This window comes from Aliikangiella maris (assembly GCF_040719265.1).
Classification (GTDB): Bacteria; Pseudomonadota; Gammaproteobacteria; order Enterobacterales; family Kangiellaceae; genus Aliikangiella; species Aliikangiella maris.
Genome location: NZ_JBFDAH010000022.1, coordinates 72,417 through 85,073 on the forward strand (window position 1 = coordinate 72,417; position 12,657 = coordinate 85,073).

A 12,657-nucleotide genomic window follows, 5' to 3' on the forward strand; every position below is an offset into this window, starting at 1 on the left:
TTAGTTCTATAACCTTTACAATTATTTCGCCTTTTAGCACTGCTATCTGCGAGTGATTTGGCGTTTAAGCGTATTTACCTATCATAGCGAACCGCCATTAGTAATAATCAGCGACCAAAGAAAGTTGCGCCGCTAACCATTTGCTTAATGATTCAGTGTGGCATAAAACAGGCAGTCTTTGGTCGCAATCTCGCGCAACGTGGTAATCATAAATAATTGCATCGACTGTTTAGCATAAACCTCATTATTTCGGGTTTCGATCAGTTGCCCTATACGATTAACGCCTTGCTCGTCAGTCGCTTTTAGAGGTAGCTGCTGCTGTTGATTGTACCAACCTAAAAACTCACCTTCATTAATCTGTTTTTGATTGAACTGCTCAATATCTTCGCGAAAGGTAATATTACAGGTGGGTAATTTATTTTGTGCAAAACCAACAACAGCTTTATCAACCAGCTCTACCCGTATAGGATGACGATGAACCGACATGTTTTTGGTTTCTCTTTCAAATAAATCATTGAGAGTAAAATATTGTGCCAACCCATCACAGGCAACCTGATGGGAGCGAATCTGATTAGCACCGCCGCATTCGACAGTGACAATTGGTGCACCAAGTGATTGCTCCATCAATGCCCCCACCTTTAACCCAGTAAAAATAAATTTTTGTGTAAATAACTCAGCCAAAGCCAGCTCTTTGATTGAATCATAAATCGAAACGGCAAATGCCGGACTATTGCCTGAGGTATTATGCAAATCAATAACGGCTTCGGGACGCACCTCTTCAATTGCCCGTTTAATTTGTCTGGCACGAATAGCAATCTCATGATCATTTTCAAGGGGTTCTGCAAAAAAGCGATTTAAATCTTCTCCCGAAGGAATATAACGCTGAGAAAATGCTGGAGCAATTTGTGCCGCTTCTGGATTACAAATAATAATTCTGATATTGGTTATTGGCTTGAACGCTTGTTTCAACCACCAATGAGTAGCAATAAATCCAGAAGGTTCATTTCCATGAATCAAGGTTGTTACAACTCGCCATCTCGACGTATCCTGGCCTTTAATATCAATAATTGACAAACCATTTAATTGATGTAAAAAATCCAACGCTTCAGGCTGAATAGAATGACGAAAGGAGTCACCGAAATATTCAGGAATGGGAGAAAGTATTTTCATAGAGTTCCTCTCTGGTTATGGATTTTAACGCTTTTCTGTTTAACTAAAAAAGAAATTCGTTTGTTGATTGCTTCGAATGTTAATTACTTCGAAGCAGACTGTATCAGTTGAATATAACAGTTCAAATTTAAAACGACCTTAACACAAGTCAATAAAGTCATTTTATTTGATTTTTTGCAATAGAATTTTCACTGGCGTAAAGCAGTATTACACATCTTATACGGCAGTTAAAAAAATCACATAAAGCGTTCAGGCTATCAAATCATACATTGTGTTTTTGTGCGGCATTTCAATATCGACAAGTTAATATTTACCATTTAATCTCTCGAAAAAATCTAACACCTTATCGAACATTCTCCTTCAGCATAATTCAAGGCCATTCATCCTTTTATCGGTATACATTGATTTTTTAGTGGCTATTTCAATTTTTTAGCTTCTATTTTTTATATTCGCCCGTCACATCCCTGTTGTTAATATTCCATTAAATTCTATAGCCCCCCTTAAATTAATTGATTACTTCTTTGCGTTATTTTTTGTGGTTAACGTCTACAATTTACCTTTTAAACCCATCGTTTTTTACACTCTATTTTGATTGTTTCCACAAGCTCGTAAGCTGTTTAGTATTTTTTGGGCCAGTCACTAACAGGACAACCTTCTTTTTGATGAAGATAATAACGCTCCATCATTTTTTTACACGCTGTAAAGTTATCATACTGTGAACGTAACGATGTTAATATTTTCTTTTGCCAAATGGCCCCGTTCATTCCAAGTGCCAATCGACGCTGAATGAGATTTAAAAACTTATCTCGCTCTTTTAAGTCAACCTGCAATCGGCTTAAGCCGTCATTTGCAATCAGTAACATTTCGTCAATAACATTCTTAATTGGCACTTCAACCGGTTTGTTTTGAAACTTTTGTGGCCATAAAATGGTTGCATGCAAGCTGTTTTTCGCTGCGCGATAAAAATTATATTCGGCAAATCGAAAAGGAATTCTGGCAATATACTCATCAATTTTATCTTGTAGCCCTACGGCCATACCTATTGAAAACGCCGCATTAGCCGCCATATCTAAGGCAGTCGGCCCGGCAGGCAAGGCTCTAAACTCTATGCGCAAATGACCTTTGCCATGATTGGAGTAAATTGCACGATGCCACGGCCAGGTTGACCCCATATGCAGATTAAGCTCTGCTAGTTCAGGAATTGGAGCGCTATCGTTTTCATTAATTATTTCAGGAAAAATAGGCTGATATAAGTTAACCGTTTCTGCAAAAAGCTCCCAAGCGCTTTTTCTCACCCAGCCATGTCCAAAGGTAACTCTCGCAGGCTGACGCCATCCAGATGCGTCTGGCATTCTGCTGTCGATAGACTGTTTGAACAACACAACTCGAGTTTCATCCCACGTACACTGTCCCAAAAACACACCTGAATTAGCCGCTACCGCCAGCGCCATAGGTAAAGTTAATTGTGCCGCATTAAATACATTGGCAAACTGTTCAGGTTTTACCATTAAGTGCACTTGAAAGGAGGTATTTGCCCCTTCGACGCAGACATCTGAGGTTTTAAAATCAACGGGTTCTTCACCATCAATTTTTATATGAAATGGTTCGCCTCGTTGTTTTAATAACTCTCTCGCTAAAACTTTATAGCGATCAACTGGCGTCATAAATTCGTGGGAGAGATGCCTTTCTTGCAGTGTAGGCAAAATACCAATGGCCAATGGGCGAGTTTTAATTTCTTCTCCCGCCCGACAAATATCATTATATTTTTCAAGAATTTCTTGCGTTAAGGAAGAAAACGGACGCCCTTTTGCAAGCACAGGTTTTAGATTAACTTCCATATTAAAGGTATTAAGTTCTGACTGAAATTGTGAGTGATTTAATAGTTTGAGTAATTGTAGATTTACTGGATTGACTTCGCCATTTTCATCCAACAAATAGACCTCAAGCTCTGCACCAATGCAGGTTTCATCATGACCAAACTCAGGTAGAAGTATAATCTTTTTTAACTGATCAACCTGCTGATGAATTTTGTGATTAAATAGCTCATAATCGTCTGCAGAATATTCTTTTTCACAGATATCTCTACCCATTGTTACTCCATCAATTTAATAATGATAGATAATAATAACAGAATTTTTGTCAAGGGGAATTAACCTCGATCAATCGCACCAGATTAATTAAAAGAAAAAAACAATAATATATTATTGCGTAACAGAAATACCGGAGGAAAATTCACAAAGTCCCTGTGCCAGATTTTGCTCACTCGAACAGTTTACCAAGGTTAATTTTTTAGCCGGATTGACCAGCTTTGCCTGCCATTGACCATTGGCCTTTACATTCATTGTTAAAAAACCATAAGCATCGACAATTTTATTGTTATAGCGTAATTCGTTATTAGTTGTTAAGACCCTCACTTGTTGATTATCAATACTGGCGGTAACCGCACCATCTGGCGCAGCAGAGTCTAGCGCAACCCCACTAGTCCCAATCACTAATTGTGGTGCACGATCCTGGGCAAAACTCACACTTTGATAACGATGCATATGCCCCGCTAACAATAATTGAATAGCGCTTGAGAGTCGCTTGCCAGGTTGTTGTGCAATAGCTTGTTGCATCATCTGATTAATGCAGCCAAATTGGTTCGTGCTAGTACACCCAGTGCTTTCCGTTGCATAGTATTCGGTAATCCCCCAAATCGGTCGATGTCCCATTAACCAGGCAGGTTTATCACCCGTCATCTGATTAATTGCGGCAAACTCTTTTGTATAAATGCTTGTAAATGGAGAATCCGTAAAACTATCGCAGGCATTAGCAGAGTCTACAACAATAATATCCAGATTGTTAAAGCCAACTTTATAACTAGGTATTTGAATGGTATTGTCGATTGCACTTAAATTAAGCTGTGGCTTTGGACAACTTAACTGTTGGTCACCAGTGATCAGATTAGAATGCGGATCTAAAAAGTAAAAATAGCCCGCGCCAGCGCGACTACATAGTTCATGATTCCCCCGTGCAACCACCCAAGGTGCAGCAGCTAGCAATTTTTTAGCTGGTTTGAAAACATCATCATGCCAGTTTTGCCAAATATCAGGATAATTACTATTATCCGCCGACTGACTATAAAAAGGCGTGCCTGGCTGCTGCTCGCAATGTTCGGCTTGAGAGCTACCATCACCGGCATCATATGTCCAATGTTTCACTTGCTGCAATTGTCCCTGTTGATTTTTTTCAGTAAAGTAAACATCGCCTGAAGTACCACGATAGTTATAGTCACCCATATGTAAAATCAAGTCAGGCTTCATTTTAGCACCGGCATCTGCCAGCGTTTTAAATGGTTCGGCTGCTTCGCCGGGTAAACACCCTCCTTTACCAGGTTTTGCTCGTTTACAACCACTGTCACCATAAACAAAAATATTTTGCGGATTAGACATAGCGACCGGTAAGCGAACAGTCTGTTGTTTAAATTGAACTTGATAGGCTTTATCGAAGTCAATTTGCGCTTCACACACTATAACCGAAAAGTGATTCGGATTTTCACGAGGAATCATTATTTGCACTGCGTCAGCATTGGCTTTTTGGGTAGCTTGGGATTTTATAGGTGCAATACTCGGACACAACTGCGCTTCATCGATAATCGTTCGGGCAAGCGCAATATTTTTACCTTGTGATGATTGCCCCAACACAACATAGTTGGCATAAGACTTTGCGGCAACATCCGCATTAACAAATTGTCCCATGCAAGAAATACCGCTGCACAGCACGCCTAATATGTTTAATCGAATTATTCGGTTCAAAATGGTTTCCTTATTGTTATTGAAGTTATTGTTATTGAGTTATCGTTTTAGTTTAACGAAAATAAATAATGAAGGACTTAGAATTTACCAATAATCGCAAAAAGAGCTTTTTACTTGCGCTATATGCCTAGGCAGATAAGCATAAGCATTTATTTACAAAAAGAAGGGGGGGGAATCATTTATTATTTAATTCTTTTATAGCTAATCTCTTTTAACCTTTTAACCTTTTAACCTTTTAACCCGGTTATTTTATCTCAATTAGTGCTCTTGTTTTAATGGTATGATCAACTTTTCAAGACCATTAATTTTTATCTCCAGGGTCAGCGCTAATAGCTCGCCTAATTTTCCTTTGGGTAATCCTTGGTTAGCAAACCAAACTAAATAAGGTTCAGGCAAATCAATTAATCGACGCCCCTGATATTTACCAAACGGCATAGTGGTATTAGCAATATCAACTAGGTTTTGTTTTTCAAACATGAATAATTTTTTCCAAACTTCTCTTATAATTATTACCGATATCTTTTAATAAAACACTACCGTTTCTTTTTAAACCCCGCTTTTCTAGCTGCTTTTTTTTCTGCTTTTTGCTTTAGCATTTCGGCAACTTCAATCAACTCTTTTTCAATCATAGCAGGTGACTCTAGCGTAATTTTTCCAATATTCCCTGCACGGTATTCATGTATCAGAATTTTACAGACTTTATCCATATCGATGCGTCCACCAGCTTTTAAACAACCACGTAAACGTCCAATTAACTCCAATGCCATCCAGGATTCTGACTGATAAGATGCAAGTTCATGTTCGTCAAGTTTAAAATGCTCAGCCAACAATGATTGATAGTTTTTCAATAGATACTCTATGGCATAAAAAGCAACATCTTCATAATCCAATGCGGTATCTTTTATTGCGCCGCTAATTGCTAGCCGATAGCTACTATGGGTGTTATCAATTTTGGGCCAAAGAATCCCTGGCGTATCAAATAATATCACACCTTCTTTTAAGTCAATCCGTTGTTGGCGTTGAGTAACAGCAGGTTCGTTACCCACTTTTGCAATTGTTTTTTGCGATAAAATATTAATGATTGTCGATTTTCCAACATTAGGAATTCCCATAATCATTGCTCTGACCGGCAATTCCTTAGTTGTTCGCTGGGGAGCCAATCGGCGGCATAACCCAATCACTTTTTTAACCTGTTCAGGAGATTGAGCGGTTACAGGTAAGGCTTTAACGCCTTGCTGTTTTTCTAAATATTCACACCACTGCGCGGTCCGAGCTGGATCGGCCAAGTCAGTTTTATTCATCAGTTTGATAATCGGCTTACTGATCCCTTTGTTTTCGGCTAAATCAGCGATTACCGGATTTGCACTACTATAAGGGATTCGAGCATCAACGACTTCGATAATTAAATCGATATCAGGGAGTGCTTGTTTAATTTCTTTTTGGGCTTTATGCATATGCCCGGGATACCACTGAATAGTCATGATGTTTTAAACTTTAAAAATTTTAAGAAATAAATAGCCATCAAAATTAACGACAAATTAAGCTGATAAGCGCTATTGTAGAGATTTCACAGCAAAATGATAAGTTAAAGGTGCTTTTTATTGAAAGATAAAGAAAACTGTTTTTACCGCACCACCCCGCAAACAATCATGCCAATTAGCCTATCAGCCAACTAAACTGTTACAGTTTTCGGTTAAATAGTGCTTGATATGCTACATTTAAAGAGAGATTTACGACTATTCAGTCGCCAGTCAAATTGAGATGTGCGCATTAATCAATGATTAGTGCGTTTCTCATCAAGCTGACTTGACTGGTGCCAATAACAAAAAACTAACTGGGATTTGCTATGAACACTGAGCGACGCCACTTTAATCGAGTCGCATTCAAAACGCCGGCTAAATTTTATGCCGACAAACGACAACTTGATTGCGAAATAATCGATATTTCACTCCACGGCGCTTTAATTTTATTGTTAGAACCTGCAGATATTGAGTTGGACTCTCGATATCAAGTAGATATTCCACTCACCTCGCAAACCGACGGTGAAAAAATTTCAATGGAACTGGAACTGACCCATCAACATGAACAAAAACTCGGTTTGGTTTGTACCCATATCGATCTCGACAGTATTACTCATTTGCGCCGCCTTGTAGAACTTAACCTTGGAGATAGTCAACTACTAGAGCGTGATTTCAGCGCTCTATGCTCAGATAACGAATAAGTTAAGTGACACTTAGCCAAAGCCGTTTATTTGATGGCATCCAGCTCTCGTTGTGCGGCCAGCGCTTCCCCCAAATGAGACACACCGATAACCCGAATCCCATCAATCGCTTTTTTGGGTGCGTTTGCCTTTGGCACGATCGCTTGTTTAAACCCGTGCTTGCGCGCTTCTTTAATGCGCTCCTGACCATTCGGTACTGGCCGAATTTCACCAGCCAGTCCCACCTCACCAAAAACAATAAGATCCTGCGGTAAAACCTGATTACGCAAGCTGGACACTACCGCCAATAACAAGGCTAAATCGGCACTGGTTTCCATGACTCGAACGCCACCAACAACATTCAAGAAGACGTCTTGATCATGACAAAATACACCGCCGTGTCTTGATAAAACCGCTAATAACATGGCCAGACGATTTTGTTCGAGCCCAACCGCCACCCGCCGAGGATTACCCAAATGCGATTCATCAACTAGCGCCTGAACTTCAACCAACAAAGGTCGCGAACCTTCCCAAGTAACGGTCACCACGCTTCCCGCAGCCGCCTGTTGATAACGAGATAGAAATATTGCCGAGGGATTTTGTACTTCTTTCAATCCTTCTTCGGTCATTGCAAAAACGCCGAGCTCATTGACCGCACCAAACCGGTTTTTGACTGCGCGTAAAATTCGATAGCGACCGTCACGTTCGCCTTCAAAGTACAATACCGCATCAACCATATGCTCTAACACGCGCGGTCCAGCCAAAGCACCATCTTTGGTCACATGCCCGACAACAAATAAAGCAATACTCTTTTGTTTGGCAAAACGCACCAACTGCGCAGTACTCTCGCGCACTTGTGCGACTCCGCCGGGAGCAGACTGTAAAAGCTCAGTATAAATCGTTTGAATAGAGTCTATAACCATTACCTGAGGCTGGGTAGACTGCGCAGTAGCAATTATCGTTTCAACCTGTGTTTCGGTTAATAAGCTAAGTTGGTCGCCGGTTAGCCCTAGGCGATGAGCCCGCATCGATATCTGCTGAGCCGACTCTTCACCGGTCACATATACCGCATTAAGTGAATGACTCAAGTGACACATGGTTTGCAATAAAATCGTCGATTTGCCTATCCCCGGATCGCCGCCTATCAGTACCACCGATCCAGGCACTAATCCACCACCCAGCACGCGATCAAGTTCACTGATACTGGTGGCGATTCTTACCGTGTCCGTATGTTTAACTTCGCTGAGTTTTTGCAGTTGGCGCTCATTGCCTGCGTAACCAGCAAAACGAGGATTATTGGATGACTTTTTGACGTCTACCTGTTCGACCAGACAGTTCCATTGACCGCAATCACTGCACTGCCCAGCCCATTTAGGAAAGATTGCCCCGCATTCGCTACAGGCATATTGTGTTTTTGTCTTCGACATAAGGAATACTTGAATTTACTCTATAATGCGATAAAGTGATGCGAGTTAAAGTCGTAAGTTATTGAAAATTCAGGGCCGACAAATTAAAAAGATTGAATTTTCATCAAACAACTGACTTTGGTATCTTGACACTATTATTCAGTCTTTTGCCATTATATGCTGAAAGTATCGCTCGATTGAAGGAAGTCATATGTTTAGATTGCCGGCTCACTCTATTTATAACATCGTTTTTAATAACATTTTTAACATTCGATATTTTAATATCCGTATATTAAATATGTGGTTTAAGTCTTCAAGCTTGAATCTGTTGCCGCTTGCAGCTCAACTAAAACATGTGAGTATGATGCGATTTTTCAGTTTGATAACTGTCTTCGGTATGGCGACCATTTTAACAACAGACACTCTGGCAAACGCCCCCAAAAACTCGAACCATTTAACCCAAAATCACTCCAACCTGCCGTTACCACCGCTCACCTCAACTTTGACCAAGCTAGATAACCTTCAACTACAGCAAGCCCAACAGTTAGCGAATAAATATTGGCAAACTGAGCAATCAAACCCAGCGGACTCGCTGCACCATCAAGCCAAGCAATTAGAGCAAGCCAATATTCCAATACCCGCCAAAGAACTTATCAAGCTGAATATTGTTGAAGCAATGCCGGAACAATTGTCGGCTGAGCAGCAAAGCCTCTTACATGACTGGTCACACCAAAAATCTACCAGTCTTACCGCGCTCACTGACGGCGCACACCAACAGTGGATTATCGCTTTTCCATTTGCTGAAACGGCACGAGCACGACTTAATCGCTTTACACATTACCAATTGGCTCAGCAAACCCAGAGTGATATTGAAAGCGGCTTTTTTGAAACACCTCAACTTGCATCGTTAATGTCAAAAGACAGTGCAACACAGGCTGCTATTTTTTCAATCATACGTGAAGATTTATCGAAGCAGGCAAAAGTGAATTTATTAAGCTGGGCAATTCAACACAAACAAAAATTATTGCACAGCTCACCGTATAATCCATTAACAAACGCAATGGGCCAGCCATCAAAGCACACTCAACAATCAACTTTGAGCCCGGTTTTGGAAATGATGTTAGCGGTAGATACGCAAAACACCGCACAGCTAATTCAGGTTTTAACACAAACCCCTAATTTACCATTGCAACATGAGTTTTTCCATCTTCGTCAAAGCTGGCCCCAAGCACAGCAACTGGACTTATATTTGTCTTTAACAACAATACTGCCGTATGCTTCACAAGCCGTTTATCAAATTGAAAAACTCGATATTTTACCCGCCCAAAAACAAACGATAATGCTTTCATTACTCAAGTCTGACGGTGTCGGCAGTACCGCAGCCCATATCCTTGCGCAAAGCCTTACACCTCAATTAGCCGACCAATTGATACAGCAACTTGAACAAGTAACCGCACCAATATTAGACTCGAAAACAGACTTTACTTTAATCAAAAATATTGTTTTAGCTTTTTCACTCAGTGATAAAGCCGATGAATATTTACCTTGGTTAATCGCTGAGAAAAAATTGCCCGCAACAATCGCTCAGGAGGTAAAACAATGGCTCAATTAATAAAATACTTTATATTCGTATTAAGCTGTTGTTGTGTTGATGTTATAGCGACGCAAATGACCTATGTAAACAGTCCAACGGGCAAAGCCAATGAAAAAGCGCTGGGCTATCCAGTGCCTGTTCCGGTTAACTCACTGCTACCGGTTGATGGTTTTCGTGACTACGACAGCTTACTAGCCCGCTTGCAAGATATTGCGTTGTCATCAGACACGATTACTGCAACCCGAATTGGCACCTCATTTGAACAAGCGCCTATTTGGGCATTTATACTAAGTGACAGCGACAATACCCTTATAGAAGGCTTTGCGCTAGAAGGGGCATTTCTGCAAAATGGCGGAATACATGCTCGGGAATGGCAAACGCCCGAAGTAGTCAGCGGCATAATCGAGCGCTTTAATACATTTCAGAACGATCAGGGTTTTTATCAGTACTTACTAGAAAACACCCACATGATTTTGATTCCAGTGCTCAATGTCGATGGATTTAAACAAACACAACGTTATCCGGCAATTGCCATGTATACCCAAGATCAGGATGACGCCCCTAATTGGCCACGAGATGGCCGAATGCGCCGAAAAAATATGCGTGGTGTTGATCACGATATCAATAGCGAAACAGATAATCTCTTTGGTGTCGATTTAAATCGCAATAATGATCCTTTCTGGTCGACTAATCCCGGACGTTCTTCAAATCGCCAAAGCTCAATCGTTTATCATGGCGCTTCAGCAGCCTCCGAACCTGAAACTCAAGCATTACTGACGGCGGCCGAAATAGCCAATCAACAATTAAGACTATACATCGACACCCATTCATTTACTCAAGTTTATTTTGCACCTCAGACCCATAATGCCCGCAGAAACGAAATAACGGCTAATCTGGCATCAAAAATGCGCGCGGTGAACAATAATCAATATGCCTATAGCCCATCCCCTGCTGGTGCAGGCATTGGCGCAACTGACGAATATTTTGCAACAACCTATGAAATCCCAGCATATACCCTGGAGACTGAACCCGGCAACGGCGGTGCATTACAGTATGGTGGACTTGGTGTATCACATGATGGATTTATCTTGCCTGAATCACAAATCAATCGGGTTAGAAACGAGCTGGCTAATGCATCAATTTTGGGATATTACATGCAATCGGCCCCCCCCAGTATTGTGCAACTACAAATCACTCGTATTGATAATGGTCAAACAGTTTATCTAGGACATTGGCAGTCCATAAACACAACGACACGTGAGTATAAAAATCCCACCCATATCGATCTATCTGCCAATGTTGAGTACCAATTACGTGTTTCTTTTAACAAACCGATGCGCTGGCGAAATAACGGCGAAATATCAGCCTATCCCGGATTATCAATCAGTAGTCAGCCACAAATTAACTTTGAGGGACTGACCAATCAAGATGCAGCTTTTCTAGCGTCAATAACGCCCTACACCAGCCAGCCAGGCACCTGGCTTAATCAACCAGAAAATGCCGATAACATCATCAACAATGGTTACTTACGCTATCAAGACGATAGTTATGCTGTTCATTTTATATTACCCGATAACTCACCATTGCTCGATGCCAGTTTACTTCAATTAGCTATTCAAGCCCCCGACCTAGCCGGTCAGCAACTCGACACCTCGCCACAAACAATCATCAACTGGCAACAGGGCGCTTGGTCAGGTTATGAGTCGACGGATGGTAACCAAGCCGATAGTGGCGGCATTGATCGCAGTATTCGTTTAATCGATGATGGTAGCCCTGCTTTTTTTGATCCCAATGCAGTCGTTATTTTACCTCCCCCTGCGCCCTCGCCTCCCACCAGCCAAGGCGGTGGTGGCGGATTGTCGGTACTGCTACTCGGATTGTTGGTGTTATTAGTCAGATTGAATTTATCTTCAATTTCGCCTGGACGCATGCAAAATATTTCAATTTATTGACACCAATAGTCTGTTAAACTAATTGAATAACCTATTCACCTTTCAATGAGTCAGTTATGCCACCAGAAAATCAAAATCAAAGCATGCAAGCGCCAAGCATTCAAAAAACAGACGATCAAACAGCGAATATTCAAAAACCAAATACACCAGAATTAAACTCTAAAGATCAAAACGCTCAAGAACTAAACTCTCAAGAACTAAACGCATCAGAAAAAGATACTCAAAAGCAAAACAGTCAAACAACGGCAACGCCAACTAAATCACCAGTAACCCATCCAGGATTTTTTAGTGTATTACAAAGCATTTTAGCGGCACTCATTGGGGTACAAAGTGAAGAAAAGCGTAAACAGGATTTTGAGTCTGGTCATTTAGGTATCTATTTGTTTGCAGGTCTGGTGATGGTGATTATTTTTATTTTGGTATTGGTAAGTAGTCGTCCCTGAAAAACAGCTTAACACTCTGAAATTTAATAAAAAATCTCTAATTAATAACTCACTTTTCGACCAGAAATGTTAAAATACGCCATCACTTCCTGGTCGAA

Annotated in this window: 10 protein-coding genes; 4 read left to right on the forward strand and 6 right to left on the reverse strand. The window is 40.8% G+C overall.

All coding sequences use genetic code 11. The features are described from left to right. Positions 1 to 144: 144 nt before the first annotated feature. The 5 genes from ABVT42_RS17060 to ylqF form a co-directional block, all read right to left on the reverse strand. Complete coding sequence (locus ABVT42_RS17060) at positions 145 to 1,170, reverse strand: M14 family metallopeptidase (RefSeq protein WP_353897018.1); 1,026 nt, start codon at positions 1,168 to 1,170, stop codon at positions 145 to 147. Positions 1,171 to 1,787: 617 nt separating this feature from the next. Then, positions 1,788 to 3,260 carry a glutamate-cysteine ligase family protein gene (locus tag ABVT42_RS17065; protein WP_353897019.1) on the reverse strand — a complete coding sequence of 491 codons (1,473 nt, stop codon included), beginning with the start codon at positions 3,258 to 3,260 and terminating at the stop codon, positions 1,788 to 1,790. A 111-nt stretch (positions 3,261 to 3,371) separates the two neighbouring features. Further along, entirely contained in the window at positions 3,372 to 4,964 is a 1,593-nt protein-coding gene (locus ABVT42_RS17070; protein ID WP_353897020.1) for a metallophosphoesterase, read from the reverse strand. A gap of 258 nt (positions 4,965 to 5,222) precedes the next feature. Next, positions 5,223 to 5,441, reverse strand: a complete 219-nt coding sequence (locus ABVT42_RS17075) for a DUF3820 family protein (protein WP_353897021.1) — start codon at positions 5,439 to 5,441, stop codon at positions 5,223 to 5,225. A 56-nt stretch (positions 5,442 to 5,497) separates the two neighbouring features. Next, complete coding sequence (gene ylqF / locus ABVT42_RS17080) at positions 5,498 to 6,445, reverse strand: ribosome biogenesis GTPase YlqF (protein WP_353897022.1); 948 nt, start codon at positions 6,443 to 6,445, stop codon at positions 5,498 to 5,500. Positions 6,446 to 6,810: 365 nt separating this feature from the next. On the opposite strand from ylqF, the gene ABVT42_RS17085 reads away from it, so the two are divergent. Next, entirely contained in the window at positions 6,811 to 7,185 is a 375-nt protein-coding gene (locus tag ABVT42_RS17085) for a PilZ domain-containing protein (protein WP_353897023.1), read from the forward strand. Positions 7,186 to 7,211: 26 nt separating this feature from the next. Here ABVT42_RS17085 and radA read toward each other — a convergent pair whose 3' ends face one another. Beyond that, complete coding sequence (gene radA / locus ABVT42_RS17090; protein ID WP_353897024.1) at positions 7,212 to 8,591, reverse strand: DNA repair protein RadA; 1,380 nt, start codon at positions 8,589 to 8,591, stop codon at positions 7,212 to 7,214. Positions 8,592 to 8,781: 190 nt separating this feature from the next. Here radA and ABVT42_RS17095 point away from each other — a divergent pair, with 190 nt between their 5' ends. Genes ABVT42_RS17095 through ABVT42_RS17105 form a run of 3 tightly spaced genes read left to right on the forward strand, consistent with a single transcriptional unit; the run spans position 8,782 to position 12,559 of the window. After that, a complete protein-coding gene (locus ABVT42_RS17095) occupies positions 8,782 to 10,182 on the forward strand; it encodes a hypothetical protein (RefSeq protein ID WP_353897025.1) in 1,401 nt (466 codons plus the stop codon). Beyond that, positions 10,170 to 12,116 carry a M14 family zinc carboxypeptidase gene (locus tag ABVT42_RS17100; protein ID WP_353897026.1) on the forward strand — a complete coding sequence of 649 codons (1,947 nt, stop codon included), beginning with the start codon at positions 10,170 to 10,172 and terminating at the stop codon, positions 12,114 to 12,116. Before ABVT42_RS17095 ends, ABVT42_RS17100 begins: the two co-directional genes overlap by 13 nt. Positions 12,117 to 12,172: 56 nt before the next feature. Beyond that, the gene (locus ABVT42_RS17105; RefSeq protein ID WP_353897027.1) at positions 12,173 to 12,559 is read left to right on the forward strand and encodes a DUF2970 domain-containing protein; all 387 of its coding nucleotides are present in this window, start codon (positions 12,173 to 12,175) and stop codon (positions 12,557 to 12,559) included. The last annotated feature ends 98 nt before the right edge of the window (positions 12,560 to 12,657 follow it).

What these genes read in the sequence shown, in the direction of transcription:
- ABVT42_RS17060 (WP_353897018.1), bottom strand. Translation starts at nt 1,170, where the DNA reads ATGAAAATACTTTCTCCCATTCCTGAATATTTCGGTGACTCCTTTCGT.
- ABVT42_RS17065 (WP_353897019.1), bottom strand. Translation starts at nt 3,260, where the DNA reads ATGGGTAGAGATATCTGTGAAAAAGAATATTCTGCAGACGATTATGAG.
- ABVT42_RS17075 (WP_353897021.1), bottom strand. Translation starts at nt 5,441, where the DNA reads ATGTTTGAAAAACAAAACCTAGTTGATATTGCTAATACCACTATGCCG.
- ylqF (WP_353897022.1), bottom strand. Translation starts at nt 6,445, where the DNA reads ATGACTATTCAGTGGTATCCCGGGCATATGCATAAAGCCCAAAAAGAA.
- ABVT42_RS17085 (WP_353897023.1), top strand. Translation starts at nt 6,811, where the DNA reads ATGAACACTGAGCGACGCCACTTTAATCGAGTCGCATTCAAAACGCCG.
- radA (WP_353897024.1), bottom strand. Translation starts at nt 8,591, where the DNA reads ATGTCGAAGACAAAAACACAATATGCCTGTAGCGAATGCGGGGCAATC.
- ABVT42_RS17095 (WP_353897025.1), top strand. Translation starts at nt 8,782, where the DNA reads ATGTTTAGATTGCCGGCTCACTCTATTTATAACATCGTTTTTAATAAC.
- ABVT42_RS17100 (WP_353897026.1), top strand. Translation starts at nt 10,170, where the DNA reads ATGGCTCAATTAATAAAATACTTTATATTCGTATTAAGCTGTTGTTGT.
- ABVT42_RS17105 (WP_353897027.1), top strand. Translation starts at nt 12,173, where the DNA reads ATGCCACCAGAAAATCAAAATCAAAGCATGCAAGCGCCAAGCATTCAA.